This is a genomic window from Burkholderia sp. ABCPW 111 (assembly GCF_000773065.1).
Classification (GTDB): Bacteria; Pseudomonadota; Gammaproteobacteria; order Burkholderiales; family Burkholderiaceae; genus Burkholderia; species Burkholderia savannae.
Map to the genome: position 1 here is coordinate 20774 of NZ_JPWT01000067.1, position 19234 is coordinate 40007.

Genomic DNA, 19234 nt, shown 5'->3' on the forward strand with positions numbered 1-19234 from the left:
CATGAACGCCAACAAACGACGCGCGATCTTCGAAACGCTGCAAAGCCTCAATCCTCATCCGACGACCGAGCTCGAATACACGACGCCGTTCGAACTGCTGATCGCGGTGATGCTGTCGGCGCAGGCGACCGACGTGTCGGTCAACAAGGCGATGCGCAAGATGTTCCCGGTCGCGAACACGCCGAAAAAGATCGTGGCGCTCGGCGAGGACGGCGTGGCCGACTACATCAAGACGATCGGCCTCTATCGGACGAAGGCGAAGAACGTCGTCGCGGCGTGCAAGATCCTGCTCGAGCGCTTCGGCGGCGAAGTCCCGGCCGAGCGCGAGGCGCTCGAGAGCCTGCCGGGCGTCGGCCGCAAGACCGCGAACGTCGTGCTGAACACCGCGTTCGGCCAGCCGACGATCGCCGTCGACACGCACATCTTCCGCGTCGCGAACCGCACGGGGCTCGCGCCCGGCAAGGACGTGCGCGCGGTCGAAGCCGCGCTCGAGAAGTTCACGCCGAAGGAATTCGTGCACGACGCGCATCACTGGCTGATCCTGCACGGACGCTACGTGTGCAAGGCGCGCCGGCCCGAATGCTGGCATTGCGCGATCGAGCCGCTGTGCGAGTACAAGCCGAAGACGCCGGCGCCCGTGCAGTGACGAACGCGCGCCGCATGCGACGCGGCGCGGTCCGCTCGAATTGCTCCGCGCTTGCTTCGCGCCTGCGCGCAGGCGTTCGATGCGAAGGCGCGTGCGTCGAAATGCCTTGTCCGATCCGGCGATGCGAGACTCGAACGCGCCTTCGGCCGATGGAGACATCGTCAATCTCGCTCGCTTCGAACAGTCGCGATGAGACCGCGTGGCGAGGCTCCGCGCCCCGTGCGTCCCGTTCACCGCAGGCTGCATCGACGCAATCGAAGCCGTTGAGGAGACCGCGGCGCGCGGCATCGACATTCGCACCGTCCGCTCAGCCGTTCTGTACGCGAATCACACCGCCGCCTGCACGCCTCAATTCCGAGCGCCGCGTATAGCCGCTCGATCTGCTCGGCATGCTCTCCATATGGGGCGTGCTGGGCGCGCTCGCCGAAATTGAGTACGCGGCTTGCTCCGCGCGCTCCCCGTGCTTGGCTCGCTCGATGTGCTCGGCGTAGTTCATGTGTCCGGCGTACTCCGCATGCTCGTCGCTAGGCACGCTCGACATGTTCGACGTGCCCGACGTGCTCGATACACCCGATGCACCTGACGTGCCCGATGTACTCGATGTACTCGATGTACCCGATACGCCCGATACGCCCGATACGCCCGATACGCCCGATACGCCCGATACGCCCGGCGGAGTCTCCGTCGCAAAAGTGCCTTCCGCGAGCGACGTCAACTCCCTCCCCACGCTCGCCCTCCGCCCCGCTCGATCGACAAGACGCCCCACGCGCCACCCCGCGCGCGTCACGCGCTCGCGATCGTCGACGGCGGCGCTTCGTCGGCCGGATTGCCGGCACGCACGAGCCACAGCACCGCCGCAAGGATCGCGACGCCGCCCGCCCATTGCAGCGGCGTCAGCGTCTCGCCGAACAGAGACGCGGCAAGCGCGACCGTCACGACAGGCTCGAGCGTCGACAGCATCGACGTTCGAGCGGCGCCGAGCCGCTCGAGGCCGGCGAAGAACGCGAGCATCGCGGCGACCGTCGACACGAGCGCGATCGCGACGAGCGCCGCCCAGCCGGACGCCGCGCGCGGCCAATGCGGCGGCGAGTCGAACGCGGCCGTGCGCGCAAGCGCGAGCCCGACGAGCGTCGCGGCAGCGGCGCAGCAGATGACCGCGACGGTCGCGAGCGGATCGACGCCGCGCGTCGCCTTCGCGCCGACGACGATGTACAGCGAATAGATGACCGCCGCGCCGAGCGCGAGCGCGATGCCGAGCGGCTCGCCGCGGCCGCCGCCCACCATCAGCGCCGAGCCGGCGACGCACAGCGCGAGCGCGACCGCCTTCGCGCGCGTAAGCCGCTCGCCGAGCCACCACGCGGCGAGCAACGTGACGAACGCCGGATACAAATAGAGCAGCAACGCGACGAGGCTCGCCTGCGCATGTTGCAGCGCGCTGAAGTAGCACAGCGACTGGCCGACGTAGCCCAGCGCGCCCATGCCGACGATCGCGCAAAGCGCGCGGCCGCGCGGCCAGCTCACGCGCCGCCGTCGCGCGATGACGGCGAGCAGCGCGCCCGCGATCGAGAAGCGGACGATCAGCAAGCCGAGCACGTCGGCGCCGCCCGCATACGCGTAGCGGCCGAAGATCGCCATCGCGCCGAACGCGGCGGCGGACAACGCGACGTACAGCGCACCGCGCAAGGCGGCGGAAGGTGCTCCGGCGGCAGCGGCCATGGCGGGAAACGAGTAGTGAAAGCGCTCGATTCTAACGAGCTTCAAACGCCCGCATAAGCGGTGTTTATGCCGAATCCGCCGCCACCCGCGCAACACGCGGCGCGGCGGGTTCCATGCCCCGCGTCACGGGCGCACCGCCCGCTCGCCAGCCGGACACGACGAAACGGAAAATCATCGCCGTGCATCTGCGCCGGCAAGCCGCTGCCGGACGATTTCCCGTGCGCCGCGACCATCCGCACGCGAACCTCGCGCGCGGGCGGTCCGCCCCGTCGCATGCGCGCTGCCCGTCGCCCGCGCACCGTATCGACGCACTTTCGGCAGCGCGGCCGCAAGCGGCGTAAAATGCGCATTCGCGCGGCCGCGACGGCCCGCTACACGCACCCCGCTTTACGATCATGTTCAATCCGAGCCGCGACGACGTGCGTCGCTTCTTCATCGACGCCTGGCGCAAGCAGCGCAAGGGCGAAATCCTCACGCCGCTCGAAGCGATGGCGGCCGACTGGATCGTCGAGCATCCCGAATACCACGCGGAACTCGAGGACGCCGAACGTTCGGCCGCGCACGACTACACGCCCGACGAAGGGCGCACGAATCCGTTCCTGCATCTGTCGATGCATCTCGCGATCAGCGAGCAATTGTCGATCGATCAACCGCCCGGCATCCGGGCCGCGCACGAGAAACTCGCCGCCCGCTGCGATTCGGCGCACGACGCGCAGCATGCGATCATGGAATGTCTCGGCGAAACGATCTGGGAAGCGCAACGGACGAACACGCCGCCCGACTCCGACGCCTATCTGCAGCGCATCCTGCAACGCGCTTCGCGCGGCTGACGCGGCGGCGCTTCGCCACGTCGCGCTTCGCTGCCTCCTCCGGTATCTTCGTCCGGTTTCGCCATCCGCTTTCGCCGCGCCGTTTCGCGGCTTCGCACCGCCCGCTCCTGCCATCCGCCCTCGAAAGCCGCTGCGACGGCCGAAGCGACGACACGGCACGGCTTCGCCCGGCGCGCGAACATCGGCGCGCACGGATTGCGCCGCAATCGCAATCGGGCAAAAAAACGAGTCCGCCGCACGCTGCGCCGTGCGCATCCTCGGGCGAGCACACGCCGCCCGCGCGTCGCGCTCCGGAAACGCTCGCACACCGGCGAGCGCCGCGCTCACCCCGCGCTTGCGCGATCGCCCGCACCGCCGCGCTCGCGACCGCATCGCACACCGCTATCCGCGCGCTGCGCGCCGAACAAAAAAATGCCCCGCGCGAAGCGGGGCATTTTTTCGGGCGCGCGCCGCGCAAGCGGACGCACGCGACGCCGGACGTATCCGTCCTTACTTCTTGAACACGAGGCTGCCTTGCAGCGACTCGAGATACGCGGCGATGTCCTTCATGTCGGCAACCGACAGGCTCTGCACCTGCGCCTGCATGATCGCGTTGTTGCGGCCGAGGAGCGGGTTCGTCAGGCCCATCTGATACTCGCGCATCGCCCAGACCAGATAGTCGGCGTGCTGGGCCGCGAGGCGCGGATATTCCGCGTTGATCGGATTGTCGAGCTTCGCGCCGTGGCAGGCCGCGCAGTTGTGCGACTCGACGAGTTCCTTGCCCTTCGCGATGTCCGCCGCATGCGCGGTGCCGATCGCGAAGCCGGCCGCGAGCGCGAGCGCCGCCGCCGTCTTGAGTGCCGTCTGAGGCTTCTTCATGGATGCTCCTATCCCGGTGCTGAGATCAGCAAGCGCGAGCTTACTTGTAGGGATTGTTCTTCGAATCGGGCTTTTGCGCGGCGTAGTAGGCCGCGAGATCGGCGACGTCCTGATCCGTCAGCGATTCGGCGATCGCGTTCATCGACGGGAAATGGCGATCCTTCTTCCGGTAGGCCTTCAGCGCGTTCTCGAGATAAACCTGGTTCTGGCCGCCGAGGAGCGGAACCCTGTAGACTTCCGGGTAAGCGACGCGGTAGCCGTCGATGCCGTGACAGCCGATGCACATCGCGGCCTTGCTCGCCCCGTCCTTCGGGTTGCCGACCACACCGGCCGCCTGCGCGCCGGCGGCGAGCGCCGCGAGCGCCGCTGCGACAACGACATGTTTGCCGAATTTATTCATAGCTCTTGTAACCTAGCTTGAGGGGAAACTGGCGCCCGCAAAGGCAACGGCCGGCGCCGTTTTACTTGTGAGGCCGCCACGCAGGCCAAAAAAACGGCCAGATTGTACCGCGTCGCCGGGGAATGCGTCCACCATGCGGCCCCGCCGAGTGCGCCCCGCACGATACACCGCGCGCGCGAAGCCGTCGGCGCTTCTGCCTTATACTGGGATTTTTTCGCCGGAAGCTCGCCGCCATGCGTTTCGAAGGTTCCTCGCACTACGTCGCGACAGACGATCTGAAGCTTGCCGTCAACGCCGCCCTCACGCTGCAGCGCCCGCTCCTCATCAAGGGCGAGCCGGGCACGGGCAAGACCATGCTCGCCGAGGAAGTCGCCGCGGCGCTCGGCATGCCGCTCTTGCAGTGGCACGTCAAGTCGACGACGAAGGCGCAGCAGGGCCTCTACGAGTACGACGCGGTATCGCGCCTGCGCGACTCGCAGCTCGGCGACGAGCGCGTGAAGGACATCGCGAACTACATTGTCAAGGGCGTACTTTGGCAGGCGTTCGACGCCGAGCGCCCGAGCGTGCTCCTCATCGACGAGATCGACAAGGCCGACATCGAATTCCCGAACGACCTGCTGCGCGAGCTCGACCGGATGGAGTTCCACGTGTACGAGACGCGCGAGACCGTGCGCGCGAAGCACCGCCCGCTCGTCATCATCACGTCGAACAACGAAAAGGAGCTGCCCGACGCGTTCCTGCGCCGCTGCTTCTTCCACTACATCCAGTTCCCCGATCCGTCGACGATGCAGAAGATCGTCGCGGTCCACTACCCCGGCATCAAGCAGGACCTGCTGCGCGCGGCGCTCGAGAGCTTCTTCGAGTTGCGCGGCGTGTCGGGGCTGAAGAAGAAGCCGTCGACGTCCGAGCTGCTCGACTGGCTGAAGCTGCTGCTCGCCGAGGACATCCCGCCCGACGCGCTGCGCTCGAAGGACCAGAAGCAGATCGTGCCGCCGCTCGCGGGCGCGCTGCTCAAGAACGAGCAGGACGTGAGCCTGTTCGAGCGGCTCGTCTACATGAACCGCCATAACCGCTAGGCACGCGGGAGCTGCGAGGAGACACGCGAGATGAGCCGCCGGATTTCAGCCGCCACGAGCGCGAACGAGCGCGCGACGCGCGTTTGCCGCCCGGCTCGCCGCGATTGCGCGAGGGCCCGCCCATGCTGATCGATTTCTTCTACTCGCTGCGCGCCGCGAAGCTGCCGGTGTCCGTCAAGGAATACCTGACGCTGCTGGAGGCGCTCAAGGCGCAGACGATCGAGCCGTCGCTCGACGCGTTCTACTATCTCGCGCGCATGACGCTCGTGAAAGACGAGCAGTACTTCGACAAGTTCGACAAGGCGTTCGGCGCGTACTTCCACGGCGTGTCGGCGCTGCCGTCGGACGCGTTCGACATCCCGCTCGACTGGCTCGAAAAGCGCCTCGAGCGCGAGCTCACGCCCGAGGAGAAGGCGCAGATCCAGTCGCTCGGCGGCCTCGACAAGCTGATGGAGCGCCTCAAGGCATTGCTCGACGAGCAGAAGGAGCGCCACGAGGGCGGCAACAAATGGATCGGCACGGGCGGCACGTCGCCGTTCGGGCACGGCGGCTACAACCCGGAAGGCGTCCGGATCGGCGGGCCGTCGAGCGGCAACCGCACCGCGGTCAAGGTGTGGGAAGCCCGCGCGTATCGCGACTACGACGACTCGGTCGAGATCGGCACGCGCAACATCAAGGTCGCGCTGCGGCGGCTGCGGCGCTTCGCGCGCGAAGGCGCGGCCGAGGAGCTCGACCTGCCCGACACCATCCGCAGCACCGCCGCGAACGCCGGCTGGCTCGATATCAGGATGGTGCCCGAGCGCCACAACAACGTGAAGGTGCTGATGCTGCTCGACGTCGGCGGCTCGATGGACGACCACATCAAACGCACCGAGGAGCTCTTCTCCGCCGCGAAGGCCGAATTCAAGCACCTCGAGTTCTACTACTTCCACAACTGCGTGTACGACCATCTGTGGAAGAACAACCGCCGCCGCCACGCGGAGCGCACGCCGACGTGGGACGTGCTGCACAAGTTCACGCCCGACTACAAGCTGATCTTCGTCGGCGACGCGACGATGAGCCCTTACGAGGTGCTGCAGCCGGGCGGCTCGGTCGAATACAACAATCCCGAGGCGGGCGCCGTGTGGCTGCGCCGTCTCGCCGACCAGTTCCCGCGCTTCGCGTGGCTGAACCCCGAGCCCGAGCGGCTGTGGGAATACCGGCAGTCGATCTCGATCATCCGCGACGTGCTCGGCGACCGGATGTATCCGCTCACGCTCGCGGGCCTCGAATCCGCGATGCGCGCGCTGAGCAAGTGACGCACGCGCCGCGCACCGCGCCTTTCACCTCCCCCAACGCATCAGACCCGACGTTTCACCGATGAGCAGTCAGCCGCCCGCCTCCAATCTGTCGCCCGCGCTCGCGCGGCTCAATCTTCTCGCGGACACGTCGCCGTCCGCGCTCGTCGCGGGCTTCGTCGCGATGATGACGGGCTACACGAGCTCGCTCGTGCTGATGTTCCAGGCGGGCCGCGCCGCGCATCTGAGCGATGCGCAGATCTCGTCGTGGATCTGGGCGCTGTCGATCGGCATGGCCGTGACGACGATCGGGCTGTCGCTGCGGTATCGCGCGCCGATCGTCGTCGCGTGGTCGACGCCCGGCGCGGCGCTCCTCGTCGCATCGCTGCCGGGCGTCGCGTACTCGGACGCGATCGGCGCGTTCGTCGTGTGCGCGCTGCTGCTCGCGGCGGTCGGCGCGAGCGGCCTGTTCGACACGCTGATGCGCAGGATTCCGTCCGGCATCGCCGCCGCGCTGCTCGCCGGCATCCTGTTCGAGATCGGCATCGAGATCTTCCGCGCCGCGCAGTTCCAGACCGCGCTCGTGCTCGCGATGTTCTTCACGTACCTGATCGTCAAGCGCGCGGCGCCGCGCTACGCGATCGTCGCGACGCTCGCGGCCGGCACCGCGGCCGCCGGCGCGCTCGGCCTGCTCGACTTCAGCCGCTTCCACGTTGCGCTCGCGCGGCCGGTGTTCACGATGCCGTCGTTCTCGCTGTCGGCGATCGTGAGCATCGGCATTCCGCTCTTCGTCGTCGCGATGGCGTCGCAGAACGTGCCGGGCATCGCGGTGCTGCGCGCGGACGGCTACGAGACGCCGTCGTCGCCGCTCATCGCGACGACGGGCATCGCGTCGCTCGTGCTCGCGCCGTTCGGCTCGCACGGTATCAACCTCGCGGCGATCACGGCCGCGATCTGCACCGGCCCGGAAGCGCACGACGATCGCACGAAGCGCTACACGGCGGCCGTCTGGTGCGGCGTGTTCTACCTCGTCGCGGGCGTGTTCGGCGCGACGATCGCCGCGCTCTTCGGCGCGCTGCCGAAGGCGCTCGTCGTATCGGTCGCCGCGCTCGCGCTGTTCGGCTCGATCATGAGCGGCCTCACCAACGCGATGCAGGACGCGCGACAGCGCGAGGCGGCGCTCGTCACGTTCATGGTCACGGCCTCCGGCCTCACGCTGCTGTCGATCGGCTCGGCGTTCTGTGGGCTCGTCGCGGGCGTGCTCACGCAGGCGATTCTCAACGCGCGTCGCACCGCCTGACGTTCGCCGGGCTCGCGTGCGCGCCGCGTTCGGTCCGCCCGGCTCGCACGCGGGCGGCGGCGCGATCGGCATCCCGATGCATCGCCGGCATGCGCGCTCGATGCGCGGTCGGCGCGCGCCGCGCAACCGTCCGCGCACGAGCGTTCGGCACCGGTTCCCGATTCGGGCCTAAAATGGAGGGCCCGGCGGCCGCGCAAGCCGCGCCGCCACGCATCGCCCCGCGCCCCGCCGCGCGGTCGTCCTCACCGAACCGGCGCGCCGCGCCTCGCTTTCGACTCGTCATGACTACCGCACTCGACCAGCTCAAGCAATACACGACCGTCGTCGCCGACACGGGCGACTTCCAGCAACTCGCGCAATACCAGCCCCAGGACGCGACGACGAATCCGTCGCTGATCCTGAAGGCCGTCCAGAAGGACGCCTATCGGCCGATTCTCGAAAAAACGGTCCGCGACCATGCGGGCGAATCCGTCGGCTTCATCATCGATCGCCTGCTGATCGCGTTCGGCACCGAGATCCTGAAGCTGATCCCGGGCCGCGTGTCGACCGAAGTCGACGCGCGCCTGTCGTTCGACACGCAGCGCTCGATCGACAAGGGCCGCGAGCTCATCAAGCTCTACGAAGCGGCGGGCATCGGCCGCGAACGCGTGCTGATCAAGCTCGCGTCGACGTGGGAAGGCATTCGTGCGGCGCAAGTGCTGCAGCGCGAAGGCATCCGCTGCAACATGACGCTGCTGTTCTCGCTCGTGCAGGCGGCCGCGTGCGCGGAGGCGGGCGCGCAACTGATCTCGCCGTTCGTCGGCCGGATCTACGACTGGTACAAGAAGCACAAAGGCGCCGAGTGGGACGAGGCGAAGGACGGCGGCGCGAACGATCCGGGCGTCGTGTCGGTGCGCCGCATCTACACGTACTACAAGCACTTCGGCTACACGACCGAAGTGATGGGCGCGAGCTTCCGCACGACGAGCCAGATCACCGAGCTCGCCGGCTGCGATCTGCTGACGATCAGCCCCGATCTGCTGCAGAAGCTGCAGGACAGCGCCGAAACGGTCGCGCGCAAGCTGTCTCCGGACGCGGCGAAGGACGCGCAGCTCGAGCGCGTCGCGATCGACGAATCGTCGTTCCGCTTCCAGCTGAACGACGACGCGATGGCGACCGAGAAGCTCGCCGAAGGCATCCGCCTGTTCTCGGCGGATGCGGTGAAGCTGGAGCGGATGATCGACGCGCTGCGCTGACGCGCGCGGGCCCCGAATCGCGGCGCGGCGTCGACGTCCGCCGCCGCGCGGCTCGGGGCCGGCATCCGTTTCTTTGCTTGCCATTGCATGAATCGACGAAGCGCTGCGTCGCGATGCGATGCGGCGCTCTTGCATCGCGCCGGTGGCGCACGCCCGGCCGTCCGCCACCGGCACGGTTCTTTTGAGGTCCTGTTCGATCGCGGCCCTTCTCCCGAGCGCTTTCCCCTCTCGCGCGTTGCGGCCCTTTTCATTCTTCCCGTCGCTGTCATCCAGACGCACTACAATCGTTCGCACGGGTGCGACTGCGCCCCTCCCAGCCCAAGTTCAAGGAGACGACGATGCAAGTACAACCGTATCTGTTTTTCGGCGGCCGCTGCGACGAGGCGCTGAAGTTCTACGGCGACGCGCTCGGCGCGAAAGTGAATTTCATCGCGCGCTTCAAGGACGCGCCGCCGAATCCCGAGCGGCCGACGCCGCCCGAGATGGCCGACAAGGTGATGCACGCGAATTTCCAGATCGGCGACTCGGTGCTGATGTGCTCGGACGGCGATTGCAAGTCGGGCACGCAGCAGGTGCACGACGGCTATTCGCTGTCGCTCAATCCTCCGAGCGTCGACGAAGGCAAGAAGATCTTCGACGCGCTGCTCGGCGGCGGCGGCGCGGTGACGATGCCGTTCGAGAAGACGTTCTGGGCGCTCGGCTTCGGCATGCTGCGCGACAAGTTCGGCGTGCACTGGATGATCAACGTCGAAGATCCGAACATGAAGAAGTGAAGGCGGCGAACGCTTCGGAAGCCGAAGCTTCCCGCAACCGATCGACGGACGACGCCCGCGGCGCGATGCGCGCCGCGGGCGTCTTTGCTTGCGTTTCCCGCCGGAGCGGACGCGCGCTTCAGCTCTCGACGACGTCGAGATAATCCTCCGGCCGCGTGCGGTCTTCCGCATGCGCCATCCCGAGCACGCGCACGAGCGCGCTGACGACGATCGACACGACGAGATTCACGGCCAGCGCCCAGACGGCCGCGTAGCCCGGAATCGCATAGCCGAACAAATGAATCGTGAAGATCGAGCCGGCGAGCTTCAGCGAGATCGCCATCCACGTGCCGCAGACGAGCCCCGCCGCCCAGCCGAGCAGGAGCCCGCGATAGTCGAGCATGCGCGTGTAGAGGCCGAGCACGATCGCGGGCAGCGTCTGGATGATCCAGATCCCGCCGAGCAGCTGCAGCTGGATCGCGTACGTGAGCGGCAGCCCGAGGATGAACGCGACCGCGCCGACCTTCACGATCAGCGACACGAGCTTCGCGACGTTCGTCTCCTGGTCGTGCGTCATGTTGCGGTTGACGAACTCGCGATGGATGTTGCGCGTGTACAGGTTCGCGGCCGCGATCGACATGATCGCCGCCGGCACGAGCGCGCCGATGCCGATCGCGGCGAACGCGACGCCGACGAACCACGACGGGAAGAAGTGCAGGAACAAGGCGGGCACCGCGAAGTTCGGGCCGAACGCCTTGAAGTACGGCGCGTATTGCGGCATGTCCTTCACGCCCGACGCGAGCGCCATGTAGCCGAGCAGCGCGAGCAGGCCGAGCACGAACGAATACGCGGGCAGCATCGCCATGTTGCGGCGAATCGTGTTGCCCGACGACGACGACAGGATCGCCGTCACCGAATGCGGATACAGAAAGAGCGCGAGCGCCGAGCCGATCGCGAGCGTCGTGTATGCGCTGAAGCCGTTCATGCTCGACGCGTCGGGCACCTTCAGCAGCAGCTTCGCGGGGGGCACCGCGCCGAAGATGTGCCCGAAGCCGCCGAGCTTCGCCGGAATCACGATCACGGCCGCGGCGATCGTGATGTAGATCAGGATGTCCTTGACGATCGCGATCATCGCGGGCGCGCGCAGGCCCGACGTGTACGTGTACGCGGCGAGAATCGCGAACGCGATGATGAGCGGCAGGTCGCCGACGAAGCCCTTCGTGTCGAAGCCGAGCCCGCCGATCACCACTTCGATGCCGACGAGCTGCAACGCGATGTACGGCATCGTCGCGACGATGCCCGTCACGGCGACGGCGAGCGCGAGCGAGCGGCTGCCGTAGCGGGCGCTGACGAAATCGGCGGCCGTCACGTAGCCGTGGCGCTTCGCGATGCTCCAGAGCTTCGGAAACACGACGAACGCGAACGGATAGATGAGGATCGTGTACGGCAGCGCGAAGAAGCCCATCGCGCCCGCGCCGAACACGAGCGCCGGCACGGCGACGAACGTGTACGCGGTGTAGAGATCGCCGCCCAGCAGGAACCACGTGACGATCGTGCCGAAGCGCCGGCCGCCGAGGCCCCATTCGTCGAGATGCGCGAGATTGCCGCGCCGCCAGTTCGCGGCGAGAAAGCCCATGATCGTCACGCCGACGAAGAACAGCACGAAGACGAAGGTCGCGGTCAGGTTCATTTGCCGTCTCCCCGCGGAACGCCCTTCCAGCAGTTCTTCGTCTTGAAGTAGACGAACGCGGTGATCACGGCGCTAATGAACACCCACATCAGTTGGTACCAGTAGAAAAACGGGAAACCGAGCCATTGCGGTTCGATCTTGTTGTACGACGGCACCCAGACCATCGCGACGAGCGGCAGGACCAGCAGCCAGAGCCAGCGTTTCGCGGCCCGGTTGGCGTCGGCATCGTGAGCCATGACGTCTCCTCTTCACATCCCGGTTATTGATATGTTCTGAACGGGTACGGCGGTGCGAGAGGAACGACACGACGGGTAAGCTGCGCCTCCCCTGGCGTCAGTCAGTATAAAAGTCGGAAATACCCTGTCATACGAGGGCGAACCCGGAGCCGGCCCCGCCGCCGCCCGCCCTTGCGGCGGCGGCGCGGGCGGCCTGCGCGGCCTGCGCGGCCTCTGCGGCATACGCGGCATACGCGGCATACGCGGCCTTCGGCCTGCGCGGCCGCTTCGGCGTCAGATCGTGAACACGTCGGCGCGCTCGCCGAGCGACGCTTTCAATCCTTTCACCCATGAGCGCGCGGGCAGGCGCAGCTCGGCCTCGATCAGCTTCGCGCGCTCGGTCAGCTGCGCGAACGGCACCGACAGCGCCGGGCCCGAGAACGCGAGCGCGATCCGATTGCCGTCGTGCACTTCGGGCAGCGCGATCACGCGCTGGTCGAACGCGGCGTTCAGGTGCTTCATGTTGCGCACGAAGCTCGGATGATCGCCGAACAGGTTGATCGTCGCGACGCCCGCGTCGGCCAGGCAGCTGCGCACCGCGCGATAGAACGCGACGCTGTCGAGCACCGGGCCGCGCGCGGTCGCGTCGTACAGGTCGATCTGCAGCGCGCCGATCGTGCCGCGATTCTTCGGATCATTGACGAAATCCCACGCATCCGCTTCGTGGACGGTCAGACGCGCGTCGTCGGGCGGCAGCTCGAACATCGATCGCGCGGCGACGATCACGGCCGGATTCAGCTCGACCGCCTCGACGTGCGCGCGCGGCAGGAAGCGATGCGCGAACTTCGTCAGCGCGCCGGTGCCGAGGCCGAGCTGGACGATGCGCTTCGGCGTCTCGAGAAAGAGCAGCCACGCCATCATCTGCTGCGCGTACTCGAGCTCGATGTGATGCGGCTTCGACAGGCGCATCGCGCCCTGCACCCACTCGGTGCCGAAATGCAGATAGCGCACGCCGCGCTCTTCGGAGAACGTGACGGGCGCGAAGCGCGGCTTGCGAGGCGCGTCGAGCACGGCAACGCCGTCGACTTCGTCGTCGAACGCGGCGCGGCTGCGCTTCGCGCGGGACGGCTTGAGCTTGTCGGAGCCGTTGAACGGAGACGGCTTGCCGCGCTGGAACGCGCGCGCCTCGGCGGACGCGCGCTTGATCAATCGGGTCATGGATGAATCTCGTACTGATGTGGGTCTTCGGGCGAACGAGAGGATAGCACTCGCGGCATTGAGCACACGTGAAACGGTTGCTCGCCGCATCGGTTCGCCCCGCATTCCGCGGCACTCGACGCGAAGGATGACGAAGCAAAACGAAACGAACGGGAAACGCGCGACGGCCGGCGTCGGCGATCGCGTCGCGCGCAGCGCGTCAGGCGACGATGCCCTTCCAAATGATCAGCTTCTGGTCGAACGACAGCGTTGCATTGGCCGGGCTCGACGATGGCAACACGAGCGTATCGAACCCCGCCGCGCGAATGATCGCTTCGAACCGCCCCGCCGTCTTGCCGTTGAAGCACACCTTCTTCAGCGACGGCGCGACTTCCCGCAGCGAATCGAAATCATTGGGCTTCGCATGGCGGATCGCCGAATCGAGGCTGCCTTCGCGGTGGCACGCGGCGAGCACGTCCCAGATGCCGAAGCCGTGCGCGAGCACGCGCGCGAGACGCGCGTCGTACGGCAATTCATGCAACGCAGGCTCGCCGAGCGCCGCCCCGAGCAGCCGCCAGAACTGATTGCGCGGATGCGCGTAATACTGCGCGGCCACGAGCGACGCCTCGCCGGGAAAGCTGCCGAGAATCAGCGTGTGCGTGCCGGGCGCCACGACGGGAGGAAAGCCGCGCAACATCACGCGGCCTCGCCGCCGCGCGCGCGGCGCGCGCCGGGCGCATCGAGATGCCGCCACAACGCGGGCAGCATGCATTCGGTCACCATCAGCGGCTCGCCGTGCCGCTCGAACACCGAGCGGCGCGCGGCGAATGCGTGCGGCGCGATTTGCGCGCGCTCGAGCGCGCGCGACGCGAGCGCGAACAGCGAATGGCCGGCGATCACGCGCCGGCTCACGAGCGCCGAGCGCGTCACTTCGGGATCGCTGTACAGCAGCTCCGCGAGCGGCCGCGTGCGCAGCCGCCGCATCGCCTGCCACACGCCCTTGCTCGCGGCGAGCGGCGCGATGCTGTGCGCGGCGACGAACGGCGTGCCGTCGACCGCGAGCACGACTTCGCGCACCCACACCGGCGTGCGCGGCGCGCATGCGAGCGCCGCGTGCTCATCGGCCCACGGTGTCGCGACGGTCTCGCGCGTCACGCGCACCGTCACGCGGCCGAGCCGCGCGAGGTGCGCGGTCAGCGAGCCGCCGCGCGTGAGCCAGTCCTTCTGCGCGCTCGACGCGCCGGGGCGCGGCGTCTCGCGCCAATGCGCGTCGGCCGCGTCGAAACGCATCCGCGCCATCACGCCGCGCGCGACAGCAACAGCGCGTTGGTCCGCTTCACGAAGCTTGCCGGGTCCTCGAGCGCGCCCCCTTCGGCGAGCAGCGCCTGCTCGAACAGCAGATGGCACCAGTCGCCGAAGTCCGCGCCGTCGGCCTTCAGCGCCTTGACGAGCGGATGCTCCGGATTGATCTCGAGGATCGGCTGGAACGACGGCGCGTTCTGGCCCGCCGCCTTCAGCATCCGCTGCAGGTAGCCGCTCATGTCGTTGTCGTCGGCGACGAGGCACGACGGCGAATCGGTGAGCCGGAACGTCACGCGCACGTCCTTCACCTTGTCGCCGAGCGTTTCCTTCATCTTGTCGACGACGGGCTTCATCGCCTCGCCCGTCTGCTCCTGCGCCTTCTTCTCGTCGTCGTTCAGCGCGCCGAGATCGAGGTCGCCGCGCGCGACGCTCGCGAGCCCCTTGCCGTCGAACTCGTGCAGGAACGACAGCATCCATTCGTCGACGCGATCGGTGAGCAGCAGCACTTCGACGCCCTTCTTGCGGAACACTTCGAGATGCGGGCTGTTCTTCGCGGCCTGCCACGTGTCGGCCGTCACGTAGTAGATCTTCGTCTGCTCGGGCTTCATCCGCGCGACGTAATCGGCGAGCGGCACGTTCTGCTCGTCGGTGTCGCCGTGCGTCGACGCGAAGCGCAGCAGCTTCGCGACGCGCTCGCGATTCGCGTGATCCTCGCCGACGCCTTCCTTCAGCACCTGGCCGAACGCGCTCCAGAACGTCTTGTACTTCTCGCGGCCGGCGTCGTCTTCGGCGTTCGCGAGCTCTTCGAGCATCGACAGGGCGCGCTTGGTCACGCCTTCGCGGATCGCCTTCACGTCGCGGCTTTCCTGCAGGATCTCGCGCGACACGTTGAGCGGCAGATCCGACGAGTCGACGACGCCCTTCACGAAGCGCAGGTACTGCGGCAGCAGTTGCTCCGCGTCGTCCATGATGAACACGCGCTTCACGTACAGCTTGAGGCCGCCGCGATAGTCGCGGTTCCACAGGTCGAACGGCGCGTGCGACGGCACGAAGAGCAGTTGCGTGTACTCGCTGCGGCCCTCGACGCGGTTGTGCGTCCACGCGAGCGGATCTTGGTGGTCGTGCGCGACGTGCTGGTAGAACTGCTTGTACTGCTCCTCGGTGACGTCGCTCTTCGCACGCGTCCACAGCGCGCTCGCCTGGTTGACGGTCTCGTCCTCGTCCTTCTCGACCATCTCGCCCTTTTCCTGATCCCACTCTTCCTTCTTCATCAGGATCGGCAGCGCGACGTGGTCCGAATACTTCTGGACGATCGATTTCAGGCGGTACGACGAGAGCAGTTCGTCCTCGCCGTCGCGCAGGTGCAGCGTGATGGTCGTGCCGCGCGCGGCGCGCTCGATCGCATCGACCGAGAAGTCGCCTTCGCCCGCGCTTTCCCAACGCACGCCCTCGGACGCGGCCAGGCCCGCGCGGCGCGTCTCGACGGTGATCCGGTCCGCGACGATGAAGCCCGAGTAGAAGCCGACGCCGAACTGGCCGATGAGCGCCGCGTCCTTCTGCTGGTCGCCGGAGAGCTTCGAGAAGAATTCCTTCGTGCCCGAGCGCGCGATCGTGCCGAGGTTCGCGATGGCCTCGTCGCGGCTCATGCCGATCCCGTTGTCGTCGATCGTGATCGTGCGCGCGGCCTTGTCGAACGACAGGCGGATGCGCAGGTTCGGATCGCTCTCGTAGAGCGCGTTGTTTTCCAGAGCCTCGAAACGGAGCTTGTCAGCGGCGTCGGACGCGTTCGACACGAGTTCGCGCAGGAAGATTTCCTTGTTGCTGTAAAGCGAATGAATCATCAGGTGGAGGAGCTGCTTGACCTCTGCCTGAAAGCTCATGGTTTGCTGAGTCATCTTGATTTACCCATTGATTGCGTCAATTACGACAGACGTTTTCGATTCACGACCCCAAAGGAGCCGGCGCGCGGCGTCATCACACTTTCGCGACGCTCGACCGCGCCCCAAGTTGGGGCGCTCGACGGAATTTCAAGAGGCGCGGCGGTTCACGCCGTCGAGATAGCGGCCGAGGAACGCGGGCAACGCCGGATCGCCGCAGTTCGCGACGTTAAAGCGCGTCCACGTCGACGGCGACTGCTGCGGCGAGAACAGGCTCCCAGGCGTGAGCAGGAAGCCCTCCTCGTGCGCGGCCGCGGCGAGCGCGTCCGAATCGACGCTCGTGTCGGCCCACAGGAACATCCCCGCCGCCGGCATCGCGAAGAGCCGCATCCCGCTGCGCTCGAGCATCCGCGCGGTCTTGTCGCGCACGCCGTCGAGCCGCGCGCGCAGCCGCTCGACGTGGCGCCGGTAGTGCCCTTCCGTCAGCACCTTGTACAGCACGCGCTCGTTGAGCTCGGGCGTCGTCATCCCGACGAGCATCTTCTGGTCGGTCAGCGCCTTCGCGAGCTCCGGCGCGCATGCAATGTAGCCGACCCGCAGGTTCGCCGCGAGCGTCTTCGAATAGCTGCCGAGGAAGATCACGCGCTTTAGCTGATCGAGGCTCGCCATGCGCGTCGCCGGATAGCTCGGCGGGCACAGATCGCCGTAGACGTCGTCCTCGACGACGAGAAAATCGTACGCCTCTGCGAGCTTCAGTATCCGGAACGCCTGCGCGGCCGACAGCGACGTGCCCGTCGGGTTGTGCAGCACCGAGTTGATCACGAGCATCTTCGGGCGCCACATCTGCACGAGATTCTCGAGCGCGTCGAGATCGGGGCCGTCCGGCGTGTACGGCATCCCGACGAGCTGCGCGCCCTGCGACGCGAAGCGGCCGAACATCTGGAACCAGGCCGGATCGCCGACGATCACCGCGTCCCCCGGCCGCACGCAGTGGCGCGCGATGAGGTCGATCGCCTGCGTGATGCCGGACACGAGCACGAGCTGCTCGGGCGTCGCGCCGATCTCGATTTCGGCCAGGCGCGTCTGCAGCTGCTGGCGCAGCGGCAGGAAGCCCTGCGCGCTGCCGAAGCCGAGCATCTGCGCGCCGGACTGCCGGCCGAGCGCGCGCAACGCGCTCGTGATCAGCTCGCCGTCGAGCCAGCGGCTCGGCAGGTAGCCGAGCCCCGGCCCCTTTTCCGGGCTGACCGTATGCAGCATGTTGCGCAGCAGCCAGACGACGTCGATCGTGTTGTGCACGGGCTGCGCCCGCCCGCCGCCCGCCGCAACGGGCGGCGGCCCCGGCGCGCGCTCGCGCACGTAGAAGCCGGAGCCGCGCCGCGAATCGAGATAGCCCTGCGCGACGAGCCGCTCGTAGGCTTCGACGACCGTGAAACGCGACACGCTCTTGTCGATCGCGAGCTTGCGGATCGACGGCATCCGCATGCCGGGCCGGAACACGCGCTCGTCGATCCGGCGGCGCGCCCACTGCACGAGCTGGTCGACGAGCGTGAGCGTCGCGGTATCGTGCGGCGCGGGAATCTGCGCGAGCGGGACGGTGGACATCGCGGGCCTCCAACTGTACCGAAGAGTATCGCGGCGATTGTACCGTTACTGTGCTGGCCCCTGCGATTACAGTTTTTTCGACGGCGATGCGACGCGGTGACGCACGCGCGCCCGAAAAACCGGTTCCGACTTCCGGCCGGGCACGGCGCACCTGATCGGCGTCGAGACGGGCGATGCGCCCGCGCTCGCGGTCGAATTCGACACGCCGGCGGGCACGCTGCGCTCACGCGTGCGCCCGCCCCGCTTCCCGCTCACTACAACCGCTCACGACAACCGCTCATGACAACCACTCGCGACCACGGAGCCCCCTCATGAATTCGCGCGAAACACGCGGCATGCTGCTCGGCCTGATCGGCGTGATGATCTTCAGCCTGACGCTGCCGATGACGCGCATCGTCGTCACCGAGCTCCATCCGCTCCTGAACGGCCTCGGCCGCGCGCTCGCCGCCGCGGTGCCGGCCGGGCTGCTGCTGTGGCTGCGCCGCGAGCGCGTGCCGAGCCGCGCGCAGTTCAAGAGCCTCGCCGTCGTGTCGGCGGGCGTGATCGTCGCGTACCCGGTGTTTTCCGCATGGGCGATGAAGACCGTGCCCGCCTCGCACGGCGCGGTCGTCAACGGTCTGCAGCCGCTTCTCGTCGCGTTGTATGCGGCGTGGCTGTCGCGCGAGCGGCCGTCGAAAGCGTTCTGGGCGAGCGCCGTCGTGGGCAGCGCGCTCGTCGTCGCGTACGCGCTGCGCGACGGCGGCGGCGCGCTGCAGCGGGGCGACCTGCTGATGCTCGTCGCGGTCGGCCTCGGCGCGCTCGGCTACGCGGAAGGCGCGCGCCTCGCGCGCGAGATCGGCGGATGGCAGGTGATCTGCTGGGCGCTCGTCGTGTCCGCGCCGTTGCTCGTGCTGCCCGTCGGCTGGCTCGCGTGGGCGCACCACGCGGCGCACCCGGGCCCGGTGTCGCCGCGCGTGTGGCTCGCGTTCGGCTATGTGACGCTGTTCTCGCAGTTCGTCGGCTTCTTCGCTTGGTACGCGGGCCTCGCGATGGGCGGCACCGCGCGCGTGGGCCAGGTGCAGCTCCTGCAGATCTTCTTCACGATCGCGTTCTCGGCGCTCTGCTTCGGCGAAACCGTTTCCTCGTCGACCTGGCTGTTCGCCGCCGCCGTGATCGCGACCGTCGTGCTCGGCCGCCGCGCCGCCGTGAGCACCGCGCCGCAGCCCGCTCGCGCGGCCTGATTTGACGAGCGATAATCGCCCCTTTCATTCACGACCCACGA

18 protein-coding genes are annotated in these 19234 nt (G+C 67.8%); 8 read left to right on the plus strand and 10 right to left on the minus strand.

What is annotated here, in order from left to right; genetic code table 11:
• The first annotated feature begins 1 nt into the window (after window position 1).
• On the plus strand, window positions 2-646 hold the full coding sequence (gene nth / locus X946_RS14755) for an endonuclease III (protein WP_038748677.1): 645 nt from the start codon (window positions 2-4) through the stop codon (window positions 644-646).
• 783 nt (window positions 647-1429) lie between these two features.
• On the opposite strand, the gene X946_RS14770 is transcribed toward nth, so the two are convergent.
• On the minus strand, window positions 1430-2362 hold the full coding sequence (locus X946_RS14770) for a DMT family transporter (RefSeq protein WP_038748682.1): 933 nt from the start codon (window positions 2360-2362) through the stop codon (window positions 1430-1432).
• A 395-nt stretch (window positions 2363-2757) separates the two neighbouring features.
• On the opposite strand from X946_RS14770, the gene X946_RS14775 reads away from it, so the two are divergent.
• On the plus strand, window positions 2758-3192 hold the full coding sequence (locus X946_RS14775; RefSeq protein WP_038748684.1) for a DUF1841 family protein: 435 nt from the start codon (window positions 2758-2760) through the stop codon (window positions 3190-3192).
• A 489-nt stretch (window positions 3193-3681) separates the two neighbouring features.
• Here X946_RS14775 and X946_RS14780 read toward each other — a convergent pair whose 3' ends face one another.
• Window positions 3682-4050: a c-type cytochrome gene (locus X946_RS14780; protein WP_038748686.1), complete on the minus strand. Its 369-nt coding sequence runs from the start codon at window positions 4048-4050 to the stop codon at window positions 3682-3684.
• 40 nt (window positions 4051-4090) lie between these two features.
• On the minus strand, window positions 4091-4450 hold the full coding sequence (locus X946_RS14785) for a c-type cytochrome (protein WP_038748688.1): 360 nt from the start codon (window positions 4448-4450) through the stop codon (window positions 4091-4093).
• 233 nt (window positions 4451-4683) lie between these two features.
• Here X946_RS14785 and X946_RS14790 point away from each other — a divergent pair, with 233 nt between their 5' ends.
• The 5 genes from X946_RS14790 to X946_RS14810 all read left to right on the plus strand — a co-directional run bounded on the left by X946_RS14790 (window position 4684) and on the right by X946_RS14810 (window position 10111).
• Window positions 4684-5526, plus strand: coding sequence for an AAA family ATPase (locus X946_RS14790; RefSeq protein ID WP_038748690.1), 843 nt, complete (start codon window positions 4684-4686; stop codon window positions 5524-5526).
• 122 nt (window positions 5527-5648) lie between these two features.
• On the plus strand, window positions 5649-6824 hold the full coding sequence (locus X946_RS14795) for a vWA domain-containing protein (RefSeq protein ID WP_038748692.1): 1176 nt from the start codon (window positions 5649-5651) through the stop codon (window positions 6822-6824).
• A gap of 61 nt (window positions 6825-6885) precedes the next feature.
• A complete protein-coding gene (locus tag X946_RS14800) occupies window positions 6886-8103 on the plus strand; it encodes a benzoate/H(+) symporter BenE family transporter (protein WP_038748694.1) in 1218 nt (405 codons plus the stop codon).
• Between the two features lie 281 nt (window positions 8104-8384).
• Window positions 8385-9338: a transaldolase gene (gene tal / locus X946_RS14805; RefSeq protein WP_038748696.1), complete on the plus strand. Its 954-nt coding sequence runs from the start codon at window positions 8385-8387 to the stop codon at window positions 9336-9338.
• Between the two features lie 338 nt (window positions 9339-9676).
• Window positions 9677-10111, plus strand: a complete 435-nt coding sequence (locus X946_RS14810; protein WP_038748697.1) for a VOC family protein — start codon at window positions 9677-9679, stop codon at window positions 10109-10111.
• A gap of 118 nt (window positions 10112-10229) precedes the next feature.
• Here the strand turns inward: X946_RS14810 and mctP are convergent, their stop codons facing one another.
• From mctP to X946_RS14845, 7 genes are all read right to left on the minus strand, one after another.
• Window positions 10230-11780 carry a monocarboxylate uptake permease MctP gene (gene mctP, locus X946_RS14815; RefSeq protein WP_038748699.1) on the minus strand — a complete coding sequence of 517 codons (1551 nt, stop codon included), beginning with the start codon at window positions 11778-11780 and terminating at the stop codon, window positions 10230-10232.
• Entirely contained in the window at window positions 11777-12016 is a 240-nt protein-coding gene (locus X946_RS14820; protein WP_038748701.1) for a DUF3311 domain-containing protein, read from the minus strand. Before X946_RS14820 ends, mctP begins: the two co-directional genes overlap by 4 nt.
• 273 nt (window positions 12017-12289) lie before the next feature.
• On the minus strand, window positions 12290-13213 hold the full coding sequence (locus tag X946_RS14825; protein WP_038748703.1) for a spermidine synthase: 924 nt from the start codon (window positions 13211-13213) through the stop codon (window positions 12290-12292).
• Window positions 13214-13412: 199 nt separating this feature from the next.
• Window positions 13413-13889, minus strand: a complete 477-nt coding sequence (locus X946_RS14830; RefSeq protein ID WP_038748743.1) for a DNA-deoxyinosine glycosylase — start codon at window positions 13887-13889, stop codon at window positions 13413-13415.
• Entirely contained in the window at window positions 13889-14491 is a 603-nt protein-coding gene (locus X946_RS14835; protein WP_197419449.1) for a chorismate--pyruvate lyase family protein, read from the minus strand. The genes X946_RS14830 and X946_RS14835 overlap by 1 nt, the downstream gene beginning before the upstream one ends.
• Window positions 14491-16389: a molecular chaperone HtpG gene (gene htpG / locus X946_RS14840; protein WP_038748705.1), complete on the minus strand. Its 1899-nt coding sequence runs from the start codon at window positions 16387-16389 to the stop codon at window positions 14491-14493. Before htpG ends, X946_RS14835 begins: the two co-directional genes overlap by 1 nt.
• Before the next feature lie 132 nt (window positions 16390-16521).
• The gene (locus X946_RS14845) at window positions 16522-17973 is read right to left on the minus strand and encodes an aminotransferase-like domain-containing protein (protein WP_038748707.1); all 1452 of its coding nucleotides are present in this window, start codon (window positions 17971-17973) and stop codon (window positions 16522-16524) included.
• A 311-nt stretch (window positions 17974-18284) separates the two neighbouring features.
• Here X946_RS14845 and X946_RS14855 point away from each other — a divergent pair, with 311 nt between their 5' ends.
• Window positions 18285-19193, plus strand: a complete 909-nt coding sequence (locus X946_RS14855) for a DMT family transporter (protein WP_038748710.1) — start codon at window positions 18285-18287, stop codon at window positions 19191-19193.
• Window positions 19194-19234 lie beyond the last annotated feature (41 nt).